Annotated in this window: 25 protein-coding genes and 1 pseudogene; 15 read left to right on the top strand and 11 right to left on the bottom strand. The window is 25.6% G+C overall.

The window, feature by feature from the left end; genetic code table 11:
* Nucleotides 1-3 precede the first annotated feature (3 nt).
* Nucleotides 4-870, bottom strand: coding sequence for a carbohydrate ABC transporter permease (locus tag IGS63_RS07110; RefSeq protein ID WP_190616133.1), 867 nt, complete (start codon nt 868-870; stop codon nt 4-6).
* Between the two features lie 59 nt (nt 871-929).
* Nucleotides 930-2,222, bottom strand: coding sequence for an ABC transporter substrate-binding protein (locus IGS63_RS07105; RefSeq protein WP_190613676.1), 1,293 nt, complete (start codon nt 2,220-2,222; stop codon nt 930-932).
* A gap of 183 nt (nt 2,223-2,405) precedes the next feature.
* Here IGS63_RS07105 and IGS63_RS07100 point away from each other — a divergent pair, with 183 nt between their 5' ends.
* The 6 genes from IGS63_RS07100 to IGS63_RS07075 all read left to right on the top strand — a co-directional run bounded on the left by IGS63_RS07100 (nt 2,406) and on the right by IGS63_RS07075 (nt 8,298).
* Nucleotides 2,406-3,251: an oxidoreductase gene (locus IGS63_RS07100; RefSeq protein ID WP_420856911.1), complete on the top strand. Its 846-nt coding sequence runs from the start codon at nt 2,406-2,408 to the stop codon at nt 3,249-3,251.
* 133 nt (nt 3,252-3,384) lie between these two features.
* Complete coding sequence (locus IGS63_RS11775; protein WP_190613673.1) at nt 3,385-3,894, top strand: rubrerythrin family protein; 510 nt, start codon at nt 3,385-3,387, stop codon at nt 3,892-3,894.
* Nucleotides 3,895-3,907: 13 nt separating this feature from the next.
* Nucleotides 3,908-4,267 carry a class II SORL domain-containing protein gene (locus IGS63_RS07090; RefSeq protein WP_190613671.1) on the top strand — a complete coding sequence of 120 codons (360 nt, stop codon included), beginning with the start codon at nt 3,908-3,910 and terminating at the stop codon, nt 4,265-4,267.
* 3 nt (nt 4,268-4,270) lie between these two features.
* Nucleotides 4,271-4,432 (top strand): rubredoxin, encoded by a 162-nt coding sequence (gene rd, locus IGS63_RS07085; RefSeq protein WP_190613669.1) that lies wholly within the window; start codon nt 4,271-4,273, stop codon nt 4,430-4,432.
* 100 nt (nt 4,433-4,532) lie between these two features.
* On the top strand, nt 4,533-5,780 hold the full coding sequence (locus IGS63_RS07080) for an FprA family A-type flavoprotein (protein WP_190613667.1): 1,248 nt from the start codon (nt 4,533-4,535) through the stop codon (nt 5,778-5,780).
* Nucleotides 5,781-5,850: 70 nt separating this feature from the next.
* Nucleotides 5,851-8,298: a TolB family protein gene (locus IGS63_RS07075; protein WP_190613665.1), complete on the top strand. Its 2,448-nt coding sequence runs from the start codon at nt 5,851-5,853 to the stop codon at nt 8,296-8,298.
* Between the two features lie 591 nt (nt 8,299-8,889).
* Here IGS63_RS07075 and IGS63_RS07070 read toward each other — a convergent pair.
* Together IGS63_RS07070 and IGS63_RS07065 are read right to left on the bottom strand one after the other, a co-directional pair.
* Nucleotides 8,890-10,599 (bottom strand): AAA family ATPase, encoded by a 1,710-nt coding sequence (locus IGS63_RS07070; protein ID WP_190613664.1) that lies wholly within the window; start codon nt 10,597-10,599, stop codon nt 8,890-8,892.
* Nucleotides 10,600-11,092: 493 nt separating this feature from the next.
* Nucleotides 11,093-12,802 (bottom strand): AAA family ATPase, encoded by a 1,710-nt coding sequence (locus IGS63_RS07065; RefSeq protein ID WP_190613662.1) that lies wholly within the window; start codon nt 12,800-12,802, stop codon nt 11,093-11,095.
* A gap of 231 nt (nt 12,803-13,033) precedes the next feature.
* Between IGS63_RS07065 and purH the strand changes: the two genes are divergently transcribed.
* The 6 genes from purH (at nt 13,034) to IGS63_RS07035 (ending at nt 18,658) form a co-directional block, all read left to right on the top strand.
* On the top strand, nt 13,034-14,530 hold the full coding sequence (purH, locus tag IGS63_RS07060) for a bifunctional phosphoribosylaminoimidazolecarboxamide formyltransferase/IMP cyclohydrolase (RefSeq protein WP_190613660.1): 1,497 nt from the start codon (nt 13,034-13,036) through the stop codon (nt 14,528-14,530).
* Between the two features lie 10 nt (nt 14,531-14,540).
* The gene (purD, locus tag IGS63_RS07055; RefSeq protein ID WP_190613658.1) at nt 14,541-15,785 is read left to right on the top strand and encodes a phosphoribosylamine--glycine ligase; all 1,245 of its coding nucleotides are present in this window, start codon (nt 14,541-14,543) and stop codon (nt 15,783-15,785) included.
* Complete coding sequence (locus IGS63_RS07050; protein WP_190613656.1) at nt 15,782-16,198, top strand: secondary thiamine-phosphate synthase enzyme YjbQ; 417 nt, start codon at nt 15,782-15,784, stop codon at nt 16,196-16,198. The genes purD and IGS63_RS07050 overlap by 4 nt, the downstream gene beginning before the upstream one ends.
* Nucleotide 16,199: 1 nt before the next feature.
* Nucleotides 16,200-16,400 (top strand): uracil-DNA glycosylase, encoded by a 201-nt coding sequence (locus IGS63_RS07045; protein ID WP_190613655.1) that lies wholly within the window; start codon nt 16,200-16,202, stop codon nt 16,398-16,400.
* A 591-nt stretch (nt 16,401-16,991) separates the two neighbouring features.
* Nucleotides 16,992-17,678 (top strand): hypothetical protein, encoded by a 687-nt coding sequence (locus IGS63_RS07040; protein ID WP_190613653.1) that lies wholly within the window; start codon nt 16,992-16,994, stop codon nt 17,676-17,678.
* Between the two features lie 362 nt (nt 17,679-18,040).
* Entirely contained in the window at nt 18,041-18,658 is a 618-nt protein-coding gene (locus IGS63_RS07035) for a hypothetical protein (protein WP_190613652.1), read from the top strand.
* A 234-nt stretch (nt 18,659-18,892) separates the two neighbouring features.
* On the opposite strand, the gene IGS63_RS07030 is transcribed toward IGS63_RS07035, so the two are convergent.
* The 4 genes and pseudogenes from IGS63_RS07030 to IGS63_RS07015 form a co-directional block, all read right to left on the bottom strand.
* Nucleotides 18,893-20,110: an IS256 family transposase gene (locus IGS63_RS07030; protein WP_190613650.1), complete on the bottom strand. Its 1,218-nt coding sequence runs from the start codon at nt 20,108-20,110 to the stop codon at nt 18,893-18,895.
* Between the two features lie 648 nt (nt 20,111-20,758).
* A pseudogene (locus tag IGS63_RS07025) lies at nt 20,759-22,008 on the bottom strand (IS256 family transposase).
* 130 nt (nt 22,009-22,138) lie between these two features.
* On the bottom strand, nt 22,139-22,525 hold the full coding sequence (locus IGS63_RS07020) for a methylglyoxal synthase (RefSeq protein ID WP_190613648.1): 387 nt from the start codon (nt 22,523-22,525) through the stop codon (nt 22,139-22,141).
* A gap of 3 nt (nt 22,526-22,528) precedes the next feature.
* Nucleotides 22,529-22,882, bottom strand: coding sequence for a response regulator (locus tag IGS63_RS07015; RefSeq protein WP_190613646.1), 354 nt, complete (start codon nt 22,880-22,882; stop codon nt 22,529-22,531).
* Between the two features lie 143 nt (nt 22,883-23,025).
* On the opposite strand from IGS63_RS07015, the gene IGS63_RS07010 reads away from it, so the two are divergent.
* The 3 genes from IGS63_RS07010 to IGS63_RS07000 are packed head-to-tail and all read left to right on the top strand — an operon-like array spanning nt 23,026 to nt 25,018.
* Nucleotides 23,026-23,337: a hypothetical protein gene (locus tag IGS63_RS07010; RefSeq protein ID WP_190613644.1), complete on the top strand. Its 312-nt coding sequence runs from the start codon at nt 23,026-23,028 to the stop codon at nt 23,335-23,337.
* 3 nt (nt 23,338-23,340) lie between these two features.
* Complete coding sequence (locus IGS63_RS07005) at nt 23,341-24,609, top strand: sensor histidine kinase (RefSeq protein WP_190613643.1); 1,269 nt, start codon at nt 23,341-23,343, stop codon at nt 24,607-24,609.
* Between the two features lie 4 nt (nt 24,610-24,613).
* On the top strand, nt 24,614-25,018 hold the full coding sequence (locus IGS63_RS07000; RefSeq protein WP_190613641.1) for a response regulator: 405 nt from the start codon (nt 24,614-24,616) through the stop codon (nt 25,016-25,018).
* 1 nt (nt 25,019) lies between these two features.
* Here IGS63_RS07000 and IGS63_RS06995 read toward each other — a convergent pair whose 3' ends face one another.
* Genes IGS63_RS06995 through IGS63_RS06985 form a run of 3 tightly spaced genes read right to left on the bottom strand, consistent with a single transcriptional unit; the run spans nt 25,020 to nt 26,480 of the window.
* The gene (locus IGS63_RS06995; RefSeq protein WP_190613639.1) at nt 25,020-25,415 is read right to left on the bottom strand and encodes a DUF123 domain-containing protein; all 396 of its coding nucleotides are present in this window, start codon (nt 25,413-25,415) and stop codon (nt 25,020-25,022) included.
* Nucleotides 25,412-25,756: a DUF3147 family protein gene (locus IGS63_RS06990; RefSeq protein ID WP_190613637.1), complete on the bottom strand. Its 345-nt coding sequence runs from the start codon at nt 25,754-25,756 to the stop codon at nt 25,412-25,414. Before IGS63_RS06990 ends, IGS63_RS06995 begins: the two co-directional genes overlap by 4 nt.
* A 16-nt stretch (nt 25,757-25,772) precedes the next feature.
* Complete coding sequence (locus IGS63_RS06985) at nt 25,773-26,480, bottom strand: GntR family transcriptional regulator (RefSeq protein WP_190613635.1); 708 nt, start codon at nt 26,478-26,480, stop codon at nt 25,773-25,775.
* Nucleotides 26,481-26,638 lie beyond the last annotated feature (158 nt).

The following is a 26,638-nucleotide window of genomic DNA, read 5'->3' as shown; positions in this document are numbered from 1 at the left end:
ACCTCATTGATAGTGTACATTTTTTTCTACATTTTTAAAATAAATATAAGTTACTATTCCCATTATTAAAAACATTATTATACTTTGTGCTGCTGCTAATCCTGTTTTTTGATATGCAAAAGCATCTAAATAAAGTTTATAAATTAATGTTGTTGTAGATCCAACTGGACCACCTTTTGTCATAATATCTATAATTCCAAAAGATGAAAACATTGATGAAGTTAATGTCATTATAACAAGATAAAAAGTAATTGGTGATAAAAGAGGAAATTTTATTTTCCACATTCTCGTCCAAAGGTTTGCTCCATCTATTAAAGAACTTTCAATCAATGAGTCGGGTATAGATTGAAGTCCTGCTAAGTAAAAAATAAGACTAAATGGCAACATTTTCCAAATGCTTGCCATAACAATTGAAATAAATGCAAATGGTGTTTGTGTAAGCCATTCAACATGAAGTCCAAAAAGTTTCATAAAAACATAATTAATATGTCCAACAACAGGATTCAAAAGAAAAGACCATAAAACTCCTGCAATGGCTGGAGATATAGCATATGGAGAAAATATAAATAAACGAAAAAAACGTGTTCCAGGTATTTTTTGATTTAATAATTGTGCTAATAAAAAAGCGAAAAAAATTGTTGCAGTAACAGTTATAAGTGCATACAAAATATTTATACCAAAAGCTCTATAATAATTTGGATCCGTAAATAATTTAGTAAAATTTTTAATTCCAACATATATTTCTCTGTTTCCAAAAGGTGATTGACGGAAAAAACTCAATCTAAATGAATAAACAGTTGGAATATAAATAAAGATTGTTATTATAATAAATGTTGGTATTAACAGAATATACGGTGTAAATTTTCTTATCTTCATTTAATTTTCCTCCTAAAACTAAAAGTTGGACGAAATCGTCCAACTTTTATATTTTAATTATATAAATCATTATATTCTTTTATGGACTCAGTAACAGATTTTTCTGCTTCTTCAAGTGCTTTCTTATAATCTTCTTGATTGTTAATAACTTTTTCAAAAGCTGTTTCAATTTGGTCTCTTGCTTGAGGGAATACACCTATTACAGCTCCCATGGTACTATAATCTTGTTTTGACATAAGAAGTTGCATTATAGTTCCTAAATAAACTGGATTTTTTGAATAAAAATTACTGTCTAACAATTGTTCGATAGCATCTTTTCTAACTGGAAAATATCCTGTACCCAAATGCCATTTTATTTGTTGTGCTGGTTCAGCCATAAATTTTACAAATTCCCAAGTAGCATTATTTTCAGCATTAGAATGTCCTTTAATCATCCATAAACTTCCTCCACCAATAATAACTCCACCTTTTGCAGAACCTTTTGGTACAGGTAAAAATGCTGCGCCTACATCATAGCCATTTTCTTTTCCCATTTCATAAAAAGCTTTTGCATCTGATGTTGAGAATAAAACCATAGCTGCTTTTCCTGATAAAAATATTTGTCTTGCACCTGACCAATCTTCTCTTTTTGTATTTATTATCAGATTTTCTTTTGTCATTGTATCAAGTAATTGAAATATTTTTCTTCCAGCTTCACTATTAAATACTGCATTTTCAGCTTTTCCTGTTCTTCCATTATTATTATCTGTAAATAATGCATCTTGTGCAGCAAGTAATTGTTCAAAGAACCATGAATGTGTTGGCCAAGTTAATCCTGCTACTCCAATTTTTGCTAATTTTCTACTATAATCTATTAATTCTTCATAAGTTTTTGGTGGTTTATTTGGATCTAAACCAGCTTTTTTAAATAATGTTTTATTATAAAATAAAACTGCATTTGAAGAATTAAATGGCATTGAATATAATTTTCCATTTACTCTGTAATAATTTAAAACTTGATCTAAAAATAATGCACTATCAAAATTTGGATCTTTATCAATCATATCTTGCATTGGTAAGGCAACATCACCATCAATCATTGCTCTTGTTCCTATATCATAAACTTGTACTAAATTAGGAGATTTTCCTGATTTTATAGATGTAGTTAATTTATTTAATGTATCTCTATAACTACCGGTATATTGTGCTTTAATTACTATATCAGGGTGTAGCTTCATAAAGTCTTCAGCCATACTTTGAATCAAAGCTATCCTATCTCCACTCATAGCATGCCAAAATTCAACAGTAGTTTTTGAGAACATAAAAACACTAAAAACAACAACTAAAACAACTAGCCATTTTTTCATTTTCCTTCCCCCTTTATAAATTAACGGTACGTAAATATATTATAACATATTTTATTAGTTATTGCAAAGTTTTATTAAAAAAAATTAAGTTTAATTAATTTATGTTAATTTATATTAATATATATTATTTTTTATTAATTTATGTTAAATTCATATTTGATTATGATAAAATTATAATAAGGGGTGGTTAATTTGAAAAAAGTAGTAATAATAACTGGAGGTTCTTCTGGAATAGGAAAGTCAACTGTATTAAAATTATTAGAAAATAATTTTACTGTATATACTGGTGCAAGAAATATAGATAAAATGAAAGATATTGAAAAAAAAGGTGCAAAAATATCTTTTCTAGATGTTACACAAGAAGAAACAATGAAAAAGTTTGTTGAAAAAGTAATTTCAAAAGAAAAAAGAATAGATATCTTAATTAATAATGCTGGTTATGGATCTTATGGAGCTGTTGAAGATGTTCCCATAGAAGAAGCAAAAAGACAGTTCGAAGTTAATCTTTTTGGATTAGCAAGAATGACACAATTAGTTTTACCAATAATGCGACAACAAAGATCTGGTAAAATAATAAATATAAGCTCTGTCGGTGGAAAAATTTGGATGCCTATGGGAACATGGTATCATGCAAGTAAACATGCAGTTGAAGGATTTACCGACTGTTTAAGAAATGAAATAAAACAATTTGGAATTAATGCTATATTAATTGAACCCGGAGCAATTAATACTTCTTGGGGAAAAATTACCGTTGATAATCTTAGAAAAAGATCCGAAAATGGAGCTTACAAAAAAATAGCAAATATTATTGCAGACAGTTTTTATAATATATATGAAGTAAAAAAAAGTGGGCTTTCTTCAGACAAAGTTGCTGAAGTAATAATTAAATCTATAAAATCAAATAAACCTAAGGCCCGTTATGCCGTTCCCTTTCAAGCAAAAATGTTATTATTTTTAAGAAGATTATTAAATGATAATACCTTTGATTCATTGTTATTAAAATTTTTCAAAATACCAAAAAAATTCTAAATAAAATTTGAAATAATATATATAGTATAATTGTTTTCATAACCTCTTTTAACATAAAAGATATGTTTTAGATATAATTTTGTAAAAAAACAATGTTATAATTTACACAGAAATAATTTTAGGGGGCGAAAAAATGGTAAAAAGACCTATGGTAAGACAATTCTTAGAAGATGCATTCGCAGGTGAATCAAAAGCTCATATGAAATACCTAATTTTTGCTGAAAATGCAGAAAAAAGTGGAAATATAAACTTAGCTAAAATGTGGAGAGCAATAGCTCATGCAGAATTTACTCATGCAAGAAATCACTTTAAAGCTTTAGGTTATTTAGGAACAAATGGAGAAAACTTAAAAGCAAGTTTAGATGGTGAAAATTTTGAAATAGAAGAAATGTATCCAGCATATAATGTTGTTTCAGAACTTCAAAATGAAAAAGAAGCATTAAGAAGTATTCATTTTGCAATAGAAGCAGAAAAAATTCACTCTTCAATGTATAAAGATGCAATTGAAAAAATAGAAAAAAATGATGATTTAGACGAAAAAGAAATATATATATGTAATGTTTGTGGATATACTACCGAAGATTCTTTACCTGAAAAATGTCCTGTTTGTGGTGCTGGTAAAGATAATTTTGTAAAATTTTAATGGAGGTGTAAAAATGAAATTTGGAGAAGTTATTAAATCAGCTGATTTTAAAACAGAAAAACACGCTCCTGTTATTGAAGCTCCTGAAAAAATTAAATCAGAAGAACTTTTTGAAGTTGAAGTTTCAGTTGGAAAAGAAATTCCTCACCCTAATACTATAGAGCATCATATAAAATGGATAGATTTATATATTCAATATGATGAAGATCCAAATACACTACACATAGGAAGATATAATTTTGGACCATCTATAAATGAACCAATAATTAAAACAAAAATAAAATTAGCAAAAAGTGGAAAATTAATAGCAGTTTCTTATTGTAATAAACATGGCGTTTGGGAAAATTCAAAAGAAATCAAAGTGGAGGTGTAATTTATGAAAAAATATAGATGTACAGTATGTGGTTATATTTATGATCCTGAAATTGGAGATCCTGATAATGAAATAAAGGCTGGTACTTCGTTTAATGACTTACCAGATGATTGGGTATGCCCACTTTGTGGTGTTGGAAAAGATGATTTTGAAGTAGTTGAATAATATAAAGGGGGAAACCCCTTTTTTATTTATATTTTTTGTGTTAAAATTACACTGTAACTTATTAAATCAATGTAATAAAATTCACTTAGGAGGAAAAATTATGGATGGAACTAGAAGTATAAAACTTGAAAATGGTGTATATTGGAATGGTATTTTAAATCCATTATTGAGAGTCTTTGATGTAATAATGAAAACAGAATATGGAACTTCTTACAATTCTTATTTAGTAAAAGGTAAAGAAAAATATGCTGTGATTGATGGATCTCATGATAAATTTATTGACTTGTATATGGAAAAGTTATCAAACCTTATTAATGGAGATTTTTCTAAAATAGAATATATAATAGTAAATCATACAGAACCGGATCATTCTGGAGCAATTTTTAAGTTATTAGAATTAAATCCTAACATCACAATTGTTTCAACTGCTCCTGCAAAAAAATTTTTAGAAGAAATTGTAAATGGACCTTTTAATCATTTATTAGCTACTGAAGATTTAGAAATTGATTTAGGTGGGAAAACACTAAACTTTATAATGAGCCCATATTGGCATTGGCCAGACACAATGTTCACATATTTAAAAGAAGACAAAATGTTATTTACATGTGATGGATTTGGTGCTCATTTTGCAGATGAAAGAATGTTTATAGATAAATTAGATGAAAAAACTTATGCTAAATATTTAGAAGCTATGTTTTATTATTATGTCCATATAATGGGACCTTTTAAAGAAAACACAAGAAAAACACTTGAAAAAATAAAAAATTTAGATATAAAAACACTTGCTCCAAGCCATGGTCCTATACACAGAGGAGAATTTATAAATAAACACATAGATTTATATAAAGAATGGGCAAAAAAAGATGAACACGGAATACCAAGAGTTCTTATTTTATATGTTTCAGCTTATGGAAATACAGAAAAATTAGCAAAAGCTATGGCAGAAGGTATAAAAGAAGCTGGTGGAGAAGTTGAACTTTTTGATATGGTAGAAGTTCCAGAAAATGAGAAATTAGATGTTCTTGTTTCAAAACAAGAATGGGCCGATGGTATACTTTATGGTTCACCAACAATAAATAATGATGCACTAATGTATATATGGGAAGCAATAGGTTTATTAGCAGTTGTAAATGAAAGGAAAAATAAAGTTTACTCTGCTTTTGGTTCTTATGGTTGGAGTGGAGAAGCAGTTAAATTTTTAACTGAAAGATTAAAAATGATGAGATTAAAAACTTTTGAAGATATCCCTCCAATAAAAGTTAAGTTTTATCCAACAGAAGAAGACTTAAAAAATTCAAAAGAGTATGGAAAATCATTCTTAGAATTTATTAGAAAAAATAAAAAATAACTATAAAAAAAGATAAAATAGTACAATGTACTATTTTATCTTTATTATATAAATAAACGAGGAGGATTACATGAAAAAAGTTATAACTCTATTTTTAATTTTGTTGATGTCAATATTTATGTTTTCTGGAATATACTATACTCCACCAGCCAATATGAAACATATAAAAACAAAAAACTTTGATTTTATTTTTGAAGATGGTTTGGATTATTTAGTTCAAGAATTAAATGAAGAAGCTGAAAATTTATATTCTGAATACAGTAATTTTTATGAAACAAATGCTGGTAGCATAACAGTGTACCTTTTAGATGATGTGGATTTTGTAAACTCATTTGCTGATATTGTGCACAATGTTATTAGACTATATATAGTTCCTCCAAATTCAAATATAGGTCTTGGAAAAAATATCTCAAATTGGATTAAGTTTGTTTTTTCACATGAATTAAATCATATTTTTTATGGTAACGCTGTTTTTAATCCATTATTAAAAACAATCCCTTTTTCAAGTGTTAAAAAAACACTAAACTTTCTTATCTATGAGCCAAGTTATTTACATGAAGGTTTATCTGTTTTCATGGAAAGTAAACACTTTGGTGGAAGGTACGAAGATACACTGTTTAATACGTATGTTAGATCAGAAGTTATCTCAAACAAATTTCCTAGATATTATTTAAATACAAAAAGAGATAGTAACAATTTCACTATAGCTGGTTTTAACTATACATATGGTGCATTAATTACAAAAAAAATAAAAGAATATTATAGTGAAGATACACTAAAAAAGATAATAATATATATGAATAGTAATTATTTTACTACCATAAGCACTTCATTTAAAGCAGTTACAAAAGATAATTGGTATGATTTTTTATTAAAAATAAAAAATGAATATATTAAAGATAAAGAAGATAAACTATCTAAAGGATATACAATGCTATGGAATAAAACAAATAACTCTTATCATAAAACTTCAAATTTGAGAACAGATGGAAAATATTTTTATTACATAAAAAATTCTCCAAATGAAATTAATGGTCTCTATAAAGAAAATGAATTAATTAAAAACAATGTATCAAAATTTGATATTTCAAACGATGGAAAAATAATATATTTAGATACATCAAATGAATATGGAAAATATCTAAATAAATTATATTTAAAGTGTACTTGTCCTATAAAAGATACACTAATAGATACAAGAGTTATAGAATTTGGCTTTGTTGACAACTCAAAAATTGTATATTCAAAAACTGAAAAAGGATTGATAGGTCTTTTTGAATACGATTTAAAAAATAATAGTATTAAAAAAATAATAGAATATGGAAAGTATTCAATAAATTCAATTACAGGAAATAATGGTAAAATTTATTTTTCTATGTCAAGAAACAATCAAACAGATATTTATGTATATGATGGAAAACTAATTCAAATCACAAATGATAAATATAATGAAATAAATTTATTTTTATACAACGATGAATTATTTTATTCTGCTGATTATGATGGGATATACAATATAAGATCTTTGAACTTAAAAACTAATAAAATAAAAACTTATACAAAGTATTATACTGGTGGCTTTAATCCTGTAATTATAAACAATAAATTGTATCATTTATTTTATGATTATAATGGATATCACTTAACCTTTAAAAATTTAGAAGAAACAAAAGAAGAAAAAACTATTGAAATTTTAAATAAAGCTATAGAAACAAAACAAAAGTTTGATTTTACTAAAATAAAAGATAAAAAAGATTATATTGACATGCCAACAGATCTTTTTGGTTTTCCATATGTTTTAAATACACCAAATTCAACTGATTCATATTATTATGGTTTATTTCTTATGTTTAATAATAAATCAAGAAATATAACTGGAACATTTGATATAAATAGTCTTCAAACAACAACTTTGTCTTTTAACTTTGATTACTATATAAACCATAATATATCCATAAAACTTACAGACTTTCTCAATAAACCTACATTCTATTTCGATTATGGAATTTCAAACACTTTTGATATAAACTTAAAAAATAAAATGTATATACAACCTGTTTTAAATGTAGAATTTAAAAATATAGATTTAAATTCTGTTTATTTTAATACAGCTTTTATTAACAACCCATATACTATAAATGATTTTCAAATGTATGATTTTGGAATGAATTTAAGCTTGAACTCTAATTTATTAAATAATACTTTAGAATATAAAATGATTTTAAATAAACCATTTTTTATTTTTAACTCTAAAATTACCCCAAGGATTGTTTATGAAGGCTTGTATACAGCAAGTTTGTCTGTTGGAACAACATTTGAAATACCATTGATTGATTTAAATTTATATTTTAATGATGGAAAAACTGGAATAAATAACTTAAATCTTACAGTTGATAATTCATATGATTTTACTAATAAAAAATATTCTATTTCATTATTAATAACAATTGGAGAAAGAATGTTTTATCAAGATATTCCAATTTCTATTCCAATATATAAATATAATAAAAGCTTTTAAATATAAAAAATGGTGATTTTTATAATCACCATTTTTTATATTTAATTAAATTTCATCAAGATACTTTAACTCTCTACCAACAAAGACCATCATTACTTTTTATGTTACCTACTCAAAATGTAGATGTTTTCAACATTTTATTTTTTTGGACCATTTTTCAATTATAATTTAGCTTATTCTTCACTTGCAAAATACAGGCATTTGTTTTTTTTATTATTTTTATAAAAAACATTGTGAAAATATCTTCGAATAACTTTAAATTAATATTTTTTAACTATTTTACTTATTCACTTACACCATCAATATTGTGAATTTTTCTTCAAATGATTTTAAACTAATATTTTTTAACTATTTTACTTACAACCTTAATATTACAAAAATGTTTTTAATGTATACTTTATATATCTTTTTATTTTTATTTTGTAAAACTTCACAAGCATTATAACACTTTTAATGTTAAATATATATTTCTTTTTTTTTTTGCAAAAATGTTATTTTTAGTTAAATTTTTTAGAGTTTCGTTTGTAATAGTATAAATATAAATAAAAATGGTGATTTTTTATAATCACCATTTTTATATTTTTATACATTTTATTCAACTTCATCAAGATACTTTAACTCTCTACCAACAAAGACCATCACTACTTTTTTTAATGGTCCATTAAACTCTTTGTTTATGGTTTTTTCATATCTCTTTATTTGATTTACTGCTTCTTTTATCTTTTCTTGATATACTTTTTCTGTATAGTCTTTCTTTTTTATGTATTTTAACTCTATTATTGCATTGTATGGCACTTCTTCGTATCTTTTAAACATTGCTAAGTCTATGTATCCTCCTTCTACTGGATACTCACTTTTAACGTATGCCCAGGGGGTTAAGATTAAATAACTAAACAGTAGCATCTTTATGTGCTTTTCACTAAAGCTTTGAAAGTCTCTGTCTGATAGTTTTTTTAATACATCTTCTATTTCATTTGCCAACGAGTTTATATTTCCATCTACTAATAACTTTCTTATTGCTATCTTTATCTTTCCTGTATCTATATAGTTTTTTGCTCTTGTTTTTATCATTTCTAAGAAGTATTCTGAGTATATCTTTTTTATTGAATAGTTTGGTATCTTTAAGTTCATTACAAATCCTTTTGATTCTATTGTTAAAAAACCTAAATAAAAGAGTAAGGTTTTAACATCGTCTATTTCCATTTTTCTTTCAAGGTTAAATGCTCTTGTTAACTCTTCTATTTCTGTTTTATCTGTCATCAATATTTCATTTAAAAGGTTTCCTATTGCTTCTTTTTCATTATCTATATTATTTATTCCAACAACTTCACCAAGTTTAAATAAATTTTGTATTTTTTTATAGTCACTTGCTATGTTCATATCTATTACATCTTCTGGTTTTCTTTTTTCTCTATTGTATTCAGAAATGAAGTATAAGACCATATCGCTGTTGTAAACCTTTTGACTTGCACGTTTATTGAACATGTATCCATTGTAGCTAAACTTCATGTCTTGCAAAATATCATCATTTATTTGATACTCTTTGAGAATATCTTTGACTTCGCTTTCAGTGAATCCCATCATTTCATTTAATTCTAAGGTTGTTGACATGTTTTTTGAGATGTTGAATCCACTCGTTAAACTATCTAAGGTTATTGGCGCTACTCCTGTTATGAATAGTCTGTCTATAACAGATCGTGTTCCTTCTTTTATGACTTCATAAAACTTTCTAACAAATCCTGTTTTACTAACGATATTTTTAAATTCATCGAGTTTAAAACTCAAAAGTTCATTTGCAAAGTGATCGTATTCGTCTATTAATAAGTAGATTTTTATTTTTAAGTTTTGTTCTTTGTACTGATTTATAAAATTACTCAATAAATCAGCAGGTTCTTTTAAATCTGTATTTAATTTTATTTTTAAATTATAATGTTTAATAAAAAAATTTAAACTATTAAAAACCTTATTTTTAAATCCATACTTTAATACTTCTTTACTATCTGTATTTAAACCAGAAAAATTAAACTCTAAAATATGATAACTATTTTTTTTAGGTGTTGAATGTTTTTGTATATACAAGTCTTTAAAGATAGTATCAAACTCATTTGAATACTTAACATCATAGTATTTACTCATAGTGTCGAGCCACAAACTTTTTCCAAACTTTCTTGGCCTTAAAAATGATATATACTTTTCAGGCATATTTTCAAGTACTTCTATATACTTAGTTTTATCTACATAATAATAATTTTCTAATATTAAATCTTCAAAATTTTGAAGTCCATATGGCACTTTTTTCATTTTGATCACCTCGTTTCAATTATAGCACAATATATCATTTTAGGTAATAGTTTAATATCTAGCAAAAAATGTATTAGATATCATTCGAAAAATGTACCACTAAGGTTAAAAAATTAAGAAAACCATTGAAAAACAATCCTATCTTGAGTTTTTTTATTCTAAAGTACCCATTTATATTAAACATAAAATCTTTGTGTGCAAGTCTATCTGCCATCGAGTTAGTGCAGAATCTTAAAAAACTTCTTCCCAGCTATCAAAAAATAAATTGGTAAATAATAGTTTCGAACATTTTTTGTCAAAAGAAATATATCCTAATTTATCTATTATAATTAAGTCATATTTTTAAATTCTGATCTACTTCCTTTTATTCAATTCTATTGTCTTTTTTATTTTTTTCACTCTTTTGACTTAAAAAAATTTTCTAAATTTCTTTGGTCATTGACTTTTTTGATACCATATTTTTATAAATGGTTATAGATTTAAATTTTATTTTTTAATCAACTTCATCAAGATACTTTAACTCTCTGCCAACAAAGACCATCACTACTTTTTTTAATGGTCCATTGAACTCTTTGTTTATAGTTTTTTCATATCTCTTTATTTGATTTACTGCTTCTTTTATCTTTTCTTGATATACTTTTTCTGTATAATCTTTTTTCTTTATGTATTTTAACTCTATTATTGCATTGTATGGTACTTCTTCGTATCTTTTAAACATTGCTAAGTCTATGTATCCTCCTTCTACTGGATACTCACTTTTAACGTATGCCCATGGTGTTAAGATTAAATAACTAAACAGTAGCATCTTTATGTGCTTTTCACTAAAGCTTTGAAAGTCTCTGTCTGATAGTTTTTTTAATACATCTTCTATTTCACTTGCTAACGAGTTTATATTTCCATCTACTAACAACTTTCTTATTGCTATCTTTATCTTTCCTGTATCTATATAGTTTTTTGCTCTTGTTTTTATCATTTCTAAGAAGTATTCTGAGTATATCTTTTTTATTGAATAGTTTGGTATTTTTAAGTTCATTACAAACCCTTTTGATTCTATTGTTAAAAAGCCTAAATAAAAGAGTAAGGTTTTAACATCGTCTATTTCCATCTTTCTTTCAAGGTTAAATGCTCTTGTTAACTCTTCTATTTCTGTTTTGTCTGTCATTAATATTTCATTTAAAAGGTTTCCTATTGCTTCTTTTTCATTGTCTATATTATTTATTCCAACAACTTCACCAAGTTTGAATAAATTTTGTATTTTTTTATAATCACTTGCTATGTTCATATCTATTACATCTTTTGGTTTTCTCTTTTCTCTGTTGTATTCAGAAATGAAGTATAAGACCATATCGCTGTTGTAAATTTTTTTACTTGCACGTTCATTGAACATGTATCCATTGTAGCTGAACTTCATGTCTTGTAAAATATCATCATTTATTTGATACTCTTTGAGAATATCTTTGACTTCACTTTCAGTGAATCCCATCATTTCATTTAACTCTAATGTTGTTGACATGTTTTTTGAGATGTTGAATCCACTCGTTAAACTATCTAAGGTTATTGGTGCTACTCCTGTTATGAATAGTCTGTCTATAACAGATCGTGTTCCTTCTTTTATTACTTCATAAAACTTTCTAACAAATCCTGTTTTACTAACGATATTTTTAAATTCATCGAGTTTAAAACTCAAAAGTTCATTTGCAAAATGGTCGTATTCGTCTATTAATAAGTATATTTTTGTTTTTAAGTTTTGTTTATTATACTTGTTTATAAACTCTCTAAAAAGTTCTGAAGGTTCATTTTTACTTTTGTCTAATGTAATATTTAAGTTGTACTTATATATAAAAGTATCTAATTTTTCATAAATTTCATCTTTAAATCCATACTTCAACTCTTCTTTACTGTCTGTATTCAATCCAGAAAAATTAAACTCTAAAATATGATAACTACTCTTTTTAGGTGTTGGATGTTTTTGAATGTACAAATCTTTAAAGATAGTATCAAACTTATCTGAATATTTAACATCATAGTATTTACTTATAGTATCTAGCCACAAACTCTTACCAAACTTTCTTGGTCTTAAAAATGATATATATTTTTCAGGCATATTTTCTAATACTTCTATATATTTAGTTTTATCTACATAATAATAATTTTCCAATATTAAATCTTCAAAATTTTGAAGTCCATATGGCACTTTTTTCATTTTGATCACCTCGTTTCAATTATAACACAATACATCATTTTAGATCGTAGCATAAAAATTTAATAAATTTATTTTATAAAAAAATCTCTATTTATAATAAAAACTAAATTAAAATCACTTTATCTTTAATTCCTTTTTTTAATCTAAAAGTTACATAAATTCAAATTATAAAAACTATTTTTGAATGAAAATTTAAGTAGAATCTTAAACTCATAATAAAAGGGGGAGAAAATGAAAAGAGCATTGATAAGTACCTATTACAAAGATGGAATTATTGAATTTTCAAAATTTTTAGAATCAAAAGGTGTAGAAATACTATCAACTGGTGGAACATATAAATTATTAAAAGAAAATGAGATAAAGGTTTTAAAAGTCAGTGATATTACAAAATTTCCTGAAATAATGGATGGAAGAGTAAAAACGCTTCATCCAAAAATTCATGGAGGAATTCTTGCAAGACGTGGAAAAGATGAAAAAATAATGGCAGAATTAAATATTCCTCAAATAGATATGGTTATTGTTAATTTATATCCTTTTTTTGAAAAGGTGAATGAAGGTTTAAAATTAGAAGAATTAATTGAATTTATAGATATTGGGGGACCAACTATGATAAGGTCCGCTGCAAAAAATTTTAAAGATGTAGTAGTGATTACAGATAACAATGATTTTGAATTAATAGAAAAAGAATTAAATGATGGTGAAATATCTCAAGATACAAGATTAAAATTAGCTGCAAAAGCTTTTAACTTAACTGCTGCATATGATAGTGCAATTTCAGAATATTTAAATAATTTAACAGGAAACAACTTCCCTAAGTATCACACTATATCTTATGAAAAGAAAATAAATTTGAGATATGGAGAAAATCCACATCAATCAGCTGCCTTTTATACAAAAACTATAAAAAATGGAATATTTAATAATTTTGAACAATTAAATGGAAAACCTTTGTCTTATAATAATTTAAGAGATGCTGATATTGCTTGGAAAGTTGTTAGTTCTTTTGAAGAAATTGTTTGTTGTGGATTAAAACACAACACTCCTTGTGGAGTTGCAAAGGGAAATAATGTTTATGATGCATATGTAAAGGCATATGAATGTGATCCAATATCGATTTTCGGCGGAATTGCTGCATCAAACACAAAAATAGATGCTAAAACAGCAAAAAAAATGTCAGAAATCTTTTTAGAAATAATTATGGCACCAGAATATGATGAAGATGCATTAGAAATTTTAAAGAAAAAGAAAAACTTAAGAGTATTAAAGATGTTTTCAAAAGCTAATGAAAAATTTGAAGGAGTTACTGTAGATGGTGGAATTTTAGTTCAAGAAACTGATAAAGAGTTATTCAATGAATTAAAAACCGTTACTGAAACAAAAATAAATTCTGATATGATGGATGATTTAATCTTTGCATATAAAGTAGTAAAATTTACTAAATCAAATGCAATTGTAGTAGTAAAAGATGGACAAGCAATTGGAATTGGCGGTGGACAAGTAAATAGAATATGGGCAGCACAACAAGCTCTTGAAAGAGCAGGAGATGGAGTTATTTTGGCTTCTGATGCATTTTTCCCATTTGATGATGTTGTAAAAGAAGCTGCAAAATACAATATAAAAGCAATAATTCAACCTGGAGGATCTATTAGAGATAAAGATTCTATAAAAGCATGTAATGAAAATAAAATAGCAATGGTATTTACTGGAATGCGCCATTTTAAACATTAGAGGTGAATATATGAATATAATGATTTTAGGTAGTGGAGGAAGGGAACATGCATTAGCTTGGAATTTTTCACAATCTGAAAAAGTTAATAAAATTTTTTGTGTACCAGGAAATGCTGGGACTGCATTTGAAAACAAATGTGAAAATTTAACTCTTAAAGATACTGAATTAATAGATTTTGCTAAAAAAAATGTAGACATAACCTTTGTAGGACCAGAACAGCCTCTTGTAGATGGAATTGTTGATGAATTTAAAAAAAATAAATTAAAGATATTTGGCCCATCAAAAAATGGAGCTAAACTTGAAGCCAGTAAAGGATTTTCTAAAGAGTTTATGAAAAAGTATGGAGTACAAACTGCAAAGTATGAAATCTTTGAAAGTTATGAAAATGCATTAGAGTACTTAAAAAATTCAAAGTTTCCAATAGTTATAAAAGCAGATGGACTTGCTGCTGGAAAGGGTGTTTTTATTGCTGAAACTTTTAAATTAGGAAAAGATTTTTTATGTGAAATAATGAAAAAAAATAAATTTGGTGAAGCTGGAAAAAAAGTAGTAATAGAAGAGTTTTTACAAGGATTTGAAGCTTCTATTTTTGCCTTAACAGATGGAGAAAATATAAAAATTATAACTTCTGCAAAAGATCATAAAAAAATATTAGATGGTGAAAAAGGTTTAAATACTGGTGGAATGGGTGCAATATGTCCACATCCACAATTAACAACAGAAATTTTACAAAAGTTTGAAACCAAAATAATGATTCCAACATTAAATGGAATAAAACATGAAGATATGGAATACAATGGAGTGTTATTTTTTGGAATTATAGTTCAAAGTGAAGAACCTTATCTTCTTGAATACAATGTTAGATTTGGAGACCCTGAAACTCAAGCAATTATGCCACTTTTAGAAACTAACATGTTGGAAATATCTGAAAAAACTATAGAAAACAAAATTGATAAACTAAAAATAAAACTAAAAAATAATAGTAGTTGTTGTATTGTTGCTGTTTCAAATGGATATCCAGAAACATATGAAAAAGGCTATAAAATAAACCTAAAAAATAATATCGAATCAAAAATATTTTATGCTGGAACTTCTTTTAAAGATAATGAATTAATTACATCTGGGGGTAGAGTTTTATCAGTTGTTTCAACTGAAGAAACACTTGAAAAAGCAATAAAAAAAGCTTATAATGATATAAAAGAAATATCTTTTGAAGGAATATATTACAGAAAAGATATAGGAGGTATATCATGAAAAGCTACAGAAAAGAACTTTGGTTTAATACTAAAAACAGAAGAGAATTTATAAACATTACTCCTCAAATTGAAGAGTGTTTAAGAGAAAGTGGTATAAAAGAGGGATTATTATTGTGTAATGCAATGCACATAACTGCAAGCGTCTTCATAAATGATGATGAAAGTGGCTTACATCAAGATTTTGAAAATTGGCTTGAAAAATTAGCTCCAGAAAAACCTTACTCTCAATATAATCACAATGGATTTGAAGATAATGCAGATGCACATTTAAAAAGACAAATAATGGGAAGAGAAGTTGTTGTTGCAATAACAGATGGTAAGTTAGATTTTGGTCCTTGGGAACAAATATTTTACGGCGAATTTGATGGAAAAAGAAAAAAAAGAGTTTTAGTTAAAATAATAGGTGAGTAATATGAAAACTTGTAAATGGTATATAGTTTGTCCAATGAACAGATACAACAAACTTAGTTTAGTAAACGATGAAGTTATTAATCAATACTGTAAAGGAAACTGGAAAGAATGTATTAGATATCAAAAAGAAGAAGCAGGAATATATCATGAAGATTATATGATGCCAGATGGTACTATAAATTATGATTTAAAAAACAAATAAGAGAGCTTTAGCTCTCTTATTTGTTTAATCTTAATATTCGATTAATAAACTAAAAAAATAAAAGCAATGATATAAATTAAACGCGTTATATTACATTTGAGTAAAAAATAGGATTTTTTTATTGTGAAATAGTAAATTTTTTGATATAATTTCATTTGTATTAAAAAACATTATTTATTAAATTATTTATTAGAAAAAATATTATTGGTTAAAAATACTATATATATGGAGGAGAAAAATGAAAATAAGAAAACCAACAATTGATTCTGCAATGCCTCAACTCAACTCAACTCACCTCAACTCACTCTACCTGAACACACAGGAGAAACCCCATCAAAACATTTAATAGATGATGGTATAACTCCAATAAAGGTAAATTTTCCTACTTTCCCAAATAAACCTAAAAATACTATAGTTGCAAAAATAGAAACTGTAAGTTTAGCTAAAATAAGTGATAAGGATATTAAATCTGCATTAGTAAAGTTAGGAAAAGAAAACTACTGGGAACAATACGAAGAATTAAAAACTAAAAACGGTGCAAATCATGCTAAAGTATTAGAAATAGCAAAAGTAGTTTATGGAAATAGTCAATTGAGTGATGAAGAAAAAAGAATATTAGCAGATACATTAGATAATAGATTTTATAATAAAACAGATGAGTATAAAAAATTTTTAATTTTAAATAAGAACAGACATTTAATAGGGAGCTCATCGTTATCAGAAACAAATGGATATGAAAAGTATGGAAGTGCAAAGATAGAATTTCTGGTTACATATTATAAAAGACAAATATCAGTAGGAAGATACGAAGAAGAAAAAATAAATAAAGGATTAACTGTATTAGGAGCAAAAAAATTATTAAATTTTGTAAAAGCATACATAGATTCTAGTAAAGCATTTAATAATATAGGAGGAGATTTGAGTGGAGGAGCAATTTATTTTGAAAGTAAAAGTAAATTTAAGAGTTTAGAATATGATGAAGTTGATTATACCAAAAATCAACAAATTGAAAAGATGATCTATGGGAAAGAAATGAATAAATTAGATATAAAAATAACTTCAACAGGAAATAAAACTATATTAAAAAATAATACTTTTACTAATGAAATGGCAAATAATAATAAAAATATATACTTTAAAATATTTAATAATACAGAAGGAATGGAATCATTGACAAAAAATAAAGCAATAGAGATATTTGGAAATTATGAAAAAAGGCTAATGATAAAAAATCTTAAAACTCAATATACAACTAATATAAAACTTCAAATGAATTAAAAAATGAATTTAATAAAAATAATTCATTATTAAAAGATCCATCATTAATAAACAGTATATCGATAGAAACAGATCTTTATGCAGATGAAATAACAAAAAAATATGTAGATTTAGTATCAAAGTTAAAAGAAAGTAATTTCAATAAATTTGTAAGAGTTACAAACATAGCAAAAGCAATACATGGAAAAGGAATAGACAATAAAAAAGAAATCGAAACATTAACAAAAGGATACAATAATAATTACTATAATGATGAATTTAATAGAATAATAAAAAAAGATAGTAATTATATAGAATTAACAGAAGAATATAAGGAACATTCAAAAAAAATAAAAAGTTTGAATGTGGAAAACAAAGAAGAGATGCTCAAATATATGGCAATCTTTAACAAAGTAGAAAAAATAATAGATGAACCAACAAAAATAGGTGATACGCTATTCATATTAAAAAAAGGAAGTATAAAAGAAACAGATATGAAAAAACTTGAAAAGAAGTGGCTTGGAAAAGACAATTTAGATTTTGATATAGCTTTAAAAGATATAACGATTAATGGTACACAATACAGTAAAGTTTCAAAAACTAATCAATCATATAAGACTGGTGAATTACTTGAATTATTATCAAAATATGGAAAAGGAACTAATGAATACAATAAAATTAAGAATGATCTAATTAAATATTATACTGGTTATAAAGAGTTTGATGCTGAATATAAGAATAATAAAAATAAGTATAATTCATATGGAGAATACGTATTAGAAAAATTAGAAGATGTAGTAAATTTTGCAAAAAGAAATGATATACCAGTATGGCAATTGGATAAAGTGGCTACAATAACAGGCGGTGAAGCTGCATATGGCAGTAAAAACAATAACAATAATGAAGATGTGAAAATGGTTGCTAAAACTCTAATAGAAAGATATTTTGATGAAAGAACTGAAAAAATGGGTATGGGATTCAAATATTTTGGGAGTCTGTAAAGATTAGTGTGTATTAGATATATCTGGTAGCATATAAATATTGGAAAACAACGACAAAAATCTTAAAAAAATGTAGTTATTTGAAAATGAAAAAAATGTTCCTGAATAGTATGAATTAAATAAGGCAAAATTGGTAAAACCAACCTTTTACAGTAAAAAACTGCAATGACTGAAAGGGCGACAACCCATCTGCGCGGTACAAAGTATAGATTTTTTAAGGATTACAAGCTACTTTCAGAGGTAGTCTTTAAGACGATCCTCGAAAAGGATGGCCAGTTCGGAAATAACAGCGTTCCAGTTGTGAAACCGTGCTGTCCATTTTTTTGTCACGTTTTTGGTAGTAAGGTATAAACTTTTAAGGACAGCATCGTCATTAGGGAATATTGATTTGGTCTTGGTAGCCTTCCTGAATTGCCTGTTAAGTGACTCTATGATGTTCGTGGTGTACATAATCTTCCTTACCCCGTCTGAGAACTGAAAGAAGGTGGATAATAGGTGCCAATTTTTCTCCCAGCTCCTCAATGAAGCGTAATACTTGTCTCCCCATTTGTTTATTACATTGGTTAGATTATCATAGCCTGTCTTTTCATCCAGTGCTGTATAGATTGTCTTTAAGTCCTTTGCGAACTCTTTCCTGTCCTTGTGAGGAACATATTTCAGGGTGTTTCTAATCTGGTGGATTATGCACCTTTGTATCATAGTTTGCGGGAAGGTTGCATTTATAGCCTGCTCGAATCCAGAAAGACCATCTATTGAAGCTACAAGTATGTCCTTAACTCCTCTGTTTTTGAGGTTGTTAAGTACTCCCATCCAAAACTTGGCACTTTCTACTTCACCAACATATATCCCGAGCACATCTTTAATTCCATCTATGTCAACACCTATTATTACATAAGCAGCCTTCTTTACTATCCTTCCGTCCTCTCTAACGTTGAAGTATATTGCATCCAAGAAAACGAAGGTGTATATTTCGTGTAATGGCCTTTCTTGCCAGTCTTTTATTACTGGCATAAGCTTATTTGTTATCTTGCTCACCAGTTCAGCTGATACTTCAAATCCGTACAAATCCATTATCTGATCAGATATATCCCTGGTGGTCATTCCTCTTGCGTACAAACTTATTATTTTTTCCTCTATCTCTGAAATATCATTCGAATACTTTGGAACTATTTTGGGTTCATATTCTCCCTTCCTGTCTCGAGGTACCTTTAATTCTATCATACCGCTACTACTCTTTAAATTCTTCTTCCTGTAGCCATTTCTTGAATTTTCTGTATTTTTCTTTTCTCTGTCATACTTTCCATAGCCCAGCTCGTCTTCGAGTTCCGCTTCCAGTACTTCCTGGATCAGATTTCCTGTCAGTGATTTTGTTAATTCCTTTATATCCTTTATTGTTCGGATTTCTCCTTTTCTTACCATTTCCTTTATTATTTCCTGTAGTACATTTCCCATTTTTCGTACCTCCTCTGGTTTTATTTTACCACCAGATCAGTATCTTTTTTTCCTTATACACTTAATATTTTACACTCTCTATTTTGGAAATGATAAAGAAGGTTTTATTAAATATTTAGAAGATCATCCAAAAGAATACGTAGGATATAAAAGTAATGATTATTCTTTAAAATCAGAACCACTATATCATAATAGATCTAACTTTAATAAGTATAAAAGCTTACTAAGAATTTCTGCAAACGTATACGAAAAGTGTTTAAAGGATATTAAAGAAGAAAAATATGATATGTATTTTGCAAGTGAAGAATAAGCCAAATTACAATTGAAAAATGGGCCAAAAAAATAAAACGCTGAATAAAACCACGTTTCAGGAAACATTAAGAGTGGTAGCATAAAAAATTTTGTGTAAACGGCTCTTCTTGGAAGGTAAAAATAAATAAAATTAGTTATTATTTTTAAAGTATTTCCATAAGAATTATCGACTATAAAGAAATATGCTTTAAGAGTAAATTTTAGAAGTTTTTAGTATAATTTTTTGTAATAAATAGCCTTTTGCAAATTTTTATTGCAAGGTATAGCATTATAATATTTAATATTCATTTTTGTGTGTTATAGGTATTTTTTGTTAAGTTACAAAGTATATTTATGTTAGGAATTATAGATATATTTTGTAATTCTTTCATTAAAAAAGATGGATAATTCGTTTAGGACATTGCTCCAATTTCTATAACGAGCTGTCCATCTTTTTGTTGCATTTATTGTTGCTAAATAAAGCATTTTCAATAATGCATCGTCATTTGGAAATGATGTTTTATTTTTTGTAGCTTTTCTATATTGCCTATTTAATGATTCTATTACATTTGTTGTGTACATTATTTTTCTTACATCATCGCCATAATCGAAATAAGGAGATATTGTTTCCCAATGTTTTTCCCAACTTTCTAATGCTAATTTGTATTTAGTCCATTTGTTTTCTTTCAAATCTTGTAAGTTTGAATAGGCAATATCTTTATTTGGTGCTTTATATACTTTTTTTAAATCATTAACAAGTTCTTTTCTATCTTTGTAACTAACATATTTTAATGTATTTCTTATTTGATGTATTATACATCTTTGTACTATAGTATCTGGGAAAGCAGTTTTTATTGCTTGTGGGAAACCTGTTAATCCATCTACAGAAGCTATTAATATATCTTTTATTCCTCTATTTTTTAAATCATTTAATACTCTTAACCAAAATTTTGATGATTCTATTTCACCTATATATATACCAAGTACATCTTTAAATCCATCTATATTTACACCAAGTACAACATATGCAGTCTTTTTTATTATTTCTCCATCATCTTTTACTTTAAACACTATTCCATCCATAAACATAAAAGTATATATTTCTTCTAAAGGTCTGCTTTGCCATTCTCTAATTTCAGGTAATATTTTATTAGTTATTTTACTTATCATTTCCGCTGATAATTCTACACCATATATGTCCTCTACGTTCTTAACTATATCTTTTGTACTTAATCCTAAACCGTACATACCTATTATTCTACCTTCAATATCTGAGATATCTTTTTTATACTTTGGTACTATGGCTCATATTCACCTTTTCTATCTCTAGGTATTTTTAATTCCATTTCTCCAACACTTGTTCTTACTCTTTTTGAACTGTACCCATTTCTAGAATTATCTGTTTTCTTGTTTTCTTTATCATATTTCCCATAACCTAATTCATCTTCTAATTCTGCTTCTAACATCCCTTGTATTAACGGTCCCACTAATTCTTTTATCTTTTCATATACATCTTTTATTGTGTTTACCTCTGGATCCCTTGCTATTAATCTTGCTAATTTTTCAATGTTGCTTTCTTCTTTTTCTTCTTTTTTTCTTCTTGCCATTTTAAAAACCTCCTTCCTGGTTTTATTTTACCATCCCAAGAAGAAGGTTTTTCATTTTTTTATTTACACAAATTTTTTTATGGTCTCCTACCAAATTTTACAGGCTACCTACTATAAAATAAAAGAGAGCTTAGCTCTCTTTTATTAATTTCTTTTCTATTTCTAAAACTAAACCTTCAGCTGTTGCAAGGTTCGTTGCAAGAGGTATATTATGAACATCACATACTCTTAAAAGCGCTGATACATCAGGTTCATGAGGTTGAGCTGTTAGTGGATCTCTTAAAAAGATTACAAAATCAATATCATCAGAAGTTATTAAAGCACCTATTTGTAAATCTCCACCATATGGTCCCGACTTAAACTTTGTTATTTTTAATCCAACCTTTTCTTCTATTAAAGTTCCTGTTGAATTAGTTGCATACAAATTACATTTAGAAAAAACTTTTTTCCACTCTCTTGTAAACATTACTAAATCTAATTTTTTCTTATCATGAGCTATTAATGCTACATTTATCATTTTTTAACCTCCTATTATTTCTCTTATTTCATTTGGTTCTATTGGTTTAATAATATAATCATCACAACCTATTTTCTTTGCTTCTTTTATTGTTTTTATATCATCTAAAGCCGAGATCATTATTATTTTTGTTTTAAAATCTGTTTCATAAGATCTAATTTTTTTTAATAGTGTAAGTCCATTCATTTCAGGCATCATTACATCTAAAAATATTAGATCAAATTTATTTTTGTTATAATTTTTAATAAAAATATCATATCCTTCTTTACCTGATTTAGCAAAGTAAACATTTTTTTCTATAATTTCTTTCATGATTTCTCTTGATACAAAATCATCTTCTACAACTAAAATTCTCATACATTCATCTCCTGATGATTATTATGATATAATAAGTATGTTAATTCTTTTTTTAGAAACATAAAGTCTTTTTTTAGAATTAATTAGTTCGCATTAGCAATTATATCATAATTGAAAATTTAATTCAAGAAAGGAGATGAAAAATGTACGAAATTACTTTTGGATCAGAATTAAAAATAAAAATTTTAAGAATTCTTTCCAAAAAAGGTAAAGTCAGATTTTCTGAAATAAAAAATTCTTTAAAAAGCGGTGCAGGAAGTACAAAAGCTTCTCTTGATTCTTTAATTAAAAACAATGTAGTTACAGCTATTGAAGAAGGGCCAAGAAAAAAATACTTTATTATTTCTGATTATTATAAAAATATTTTAAAAGAGCTTTTTGATTTTGAAGAAAAAATAGAAAACCAAAAATTAAAAAAAGATATGTTAAAAAACTTTTTTAATATTGAGGAGTAAAACATGAAAAAAATAATTGATTCTTTATCTATTGCCATAGCAATATTTAATGAAAATGGAAATCTTTTATATACAAATAAAAAATTTAAAACTTTAAAATTTATTGATAAAAATAAATTTGAAGTATTTATAAAAAATAAAATACAAAGTAATGTTATAAATAAAGAATTTAATTTTAACAATTACACTTTAAAAATAACCTCTTATGAAAATAATTATATAGTAGAATTTTTAAAGTTTACTAAAACATTTAAAACTCCACAAATAAGATTTGAAGTTCTAGAAACAATAAGAATATCTGCTATGGAAAAATTAGAACCTTTAAAATTTTTAGAAAAACTAATAAAAATATTTATTAATAGTAATTTATTTAATTTTTTAGAAGTTATTTTAGATGAAAAAAATAAAGTTAAAGTTGGAAAATCAACAAATAATGTTAAAATAAAAAATATAAATACTGAAGAATTTTCTATAAAATTAAAATATAATTCAGATATTCCTTCTATTCATGGAGAAGAAATAATAGTTAATTCATTTTTAAATATGTTTACTCTTTACAATATTTTTTTCAATGAATGCAAAAGGATGAAAGTTTATGATGAAAAATTATTAGATTCTGAAAAATTTTCACTAGCTGGTCAAATGATGATGGGAATGCTTCATGAAATAAACAATCCATTAACAATTGGTATAATGAATACAGAAATGATTCTAAAAAACGAAAAATATTATAGCATTGATAGAATTAAAAAAATATCAAATCAATTTTATAGAATTAAAGATATAATAGATATTTTTAGAGGTGCTTTTAAAAAGGAAAATATTCTTTCAGTTTTTAAATTAAATGATGCAATTTTAAAAGCAAATAACTTTTTATTTAATAATAATCAAAAAAAATTTATATTGGATATTGAAAAATCAAAAAATGTAAATATAAAAGGTGATGCTAACAAAATAATTATTTCTTTGATAAATTTATTTTCTAATGCTTTGGATGCTATAAAAAATAATAAAGATGGAGTAATTCAAATTTCAACTTTTAAATACAGAAAAAATGTAGTTTTAAAAATCTCTGATAATGGTATAGGTATGTCTAAAGATGTATTAAATAATATATTTAACCCATTTTTTACAACAAAACAAAAATATGGTCTTGGACACGGACTTTTTTTTGTTAGTTCTGTATGTATAACTCATAACATAAAAATTTCTGTAATTTCAAAAGAAAATTATGGAACTACCTTTACTTTAATATTTCCTATCGAGGAGTGATAATATGAAGTTTAATTTATTAATAATTGATGATGAAGAAGATATTAGAACTGTTTTGAAAGAATACATAAATGAAGAATTTGAAAATATTAATGTTGAACTATCAAAGAATGCTGATGAAGCATTTTATTTATTTGAAAACACTAATTTCCATATAGTTTTTTTAGATATTGTAATGCCTGGAATGGATTCTTTTGAATTTTTAAAAAAAATAAAATCTCAAAATAGTTTCACTCAAATAATAATAATAACAGGAAATTCAGATTTAAATAAAATTATTAATGCTTTTGAAAATGGAGCAGACGATTATTTAACTAAACCTTTTGATATAAATACAATAAATGAAATTATAATAAATACACAAAAAAAATTAAAACGATGGTCAGATCTTTTTAAAGATGCTTTGTAATTTAAACTAAAATTTCATTTAAAAATTCAAAAAATTTTTTTGTATTTTCTATAATAAACAAATTGGAGTCTGTTTTTAAATCAGTTGCTCCAAAATTTTTTATGCTATTAAAATTATTATTAAACTTTTTTGAAAATTTTTCTTCTTTATAAATACCATCAGGAATAATAATTGAAAAAAGAACTTTACCATTTTCAAGCAAAGAATCAATATGCCAATGTTTTTTATAATCTCCTTCTTTAAAAGATATATGTCTTCCAACCCTTTGATGAAGGTTTTTCATAGCTGATCCAACATAAAGATACTTCCCTTTTTTTATTTTTATTTCTTTTCTTTTTATTTTTACTTCTATATCTCTTTCTATTTCTACTAACAATAAATAAGTCCCACTATTCATATTTTAACTCCAATCTTTGAAATTATATAAGAAAAAATTATATAAAATATAATTGTTATTATAGAAGAAAATATCATTGATAAATAAAATGGAAAATATTTCAAGAAAAAAGGTAACATAATAAAAAATATTAATGATGGAATTACAAACCAAAAAATATTTAAAGATAAGTTAGTTACTTTAACTATATCTTTTGTATCATTGTAAAGCCAAAATATTGAAATTATAGAAATAAGTGGAAGAGAAGCTATCAATCCACCTATCCACGAAAATTTTTTACTGAATTCAGAAACAAATACTATTATTAATGCTGATATTAATAACTTAAATAAATATTTCATTAATACCTCCTATTCTTTATTTTAAAATAACCTCATTTTTCATAGAATAATTATCTCCACGGAGTAAAAATGAAAGTGCAAAAAATGGCATATTATTTTTTGTATATATAATTCTTGATAAATGTATTACTGGCATTATATCAACTTTCATCATTTTTGCCACTTTAGAATCTAACATTTTAGGTTTTATTTCCTGTACCATTTTTATAAATTCAATATTTTTTTCTCTTGACAAAAACTCATACATAGAGTCAAGAAGTTCATTTTTCTTTATTTCCCCTACTATTTTTTTTAATAAATATGTTGTTTCAAATGCTATCGGTAATTTACTAGCATATCTTATTCTTTCAATTAAATAAATATCTTCATTTTGATTACATTTGAGCATTTCAGAAATCTCAGGTGTTGCATTAATCTCTTTAAATTTTATTAATTTTGTTGATGGAACATATCCTCGAGCTATCAATTCAGAACTAAACGATATTATCTTTTCTATAGAATCTACTTTTCTTCTTCTACATAAAAAAGTTCCTTTTCCAGGTCTCCTTATTAAATATCCATCATCAACTAAAACTTTTATAGCCTTTCTTATCGTGTCTCTACTAACTTGGTATTGTTTCATTAATTCAAAGTCTCCTGGAATTTTTTCGCCTATTTTTATATTTCCATCAAGTATAAAATTTTTTAAATTTTCTGATATTTCAATATATAAAGGTAATTGCATGCAAAAACTCCTTTTAAACTATTAAAAACTTTTATTTTTACTGTTAAATAATTATACCATAATATTTTTTTGTATATTAAATCTATTAAAGTAATTAATTTTTTTATCTAATAATCTTTATATCTAAATATTTGAATACAAATATTTAAAATTGCATT

The organism is Tepiditoga spiralis (assembly GCF_014701195.1).
GTDB lineage: Bacteria > Thermotogota > Thermotogae > Petrotogales > Petrotogaceae > Tepiditoga > Tepiditoga spiralis.
This window is presented reverse-complemented; position numbering and strand designations above follow the sequence as displayed.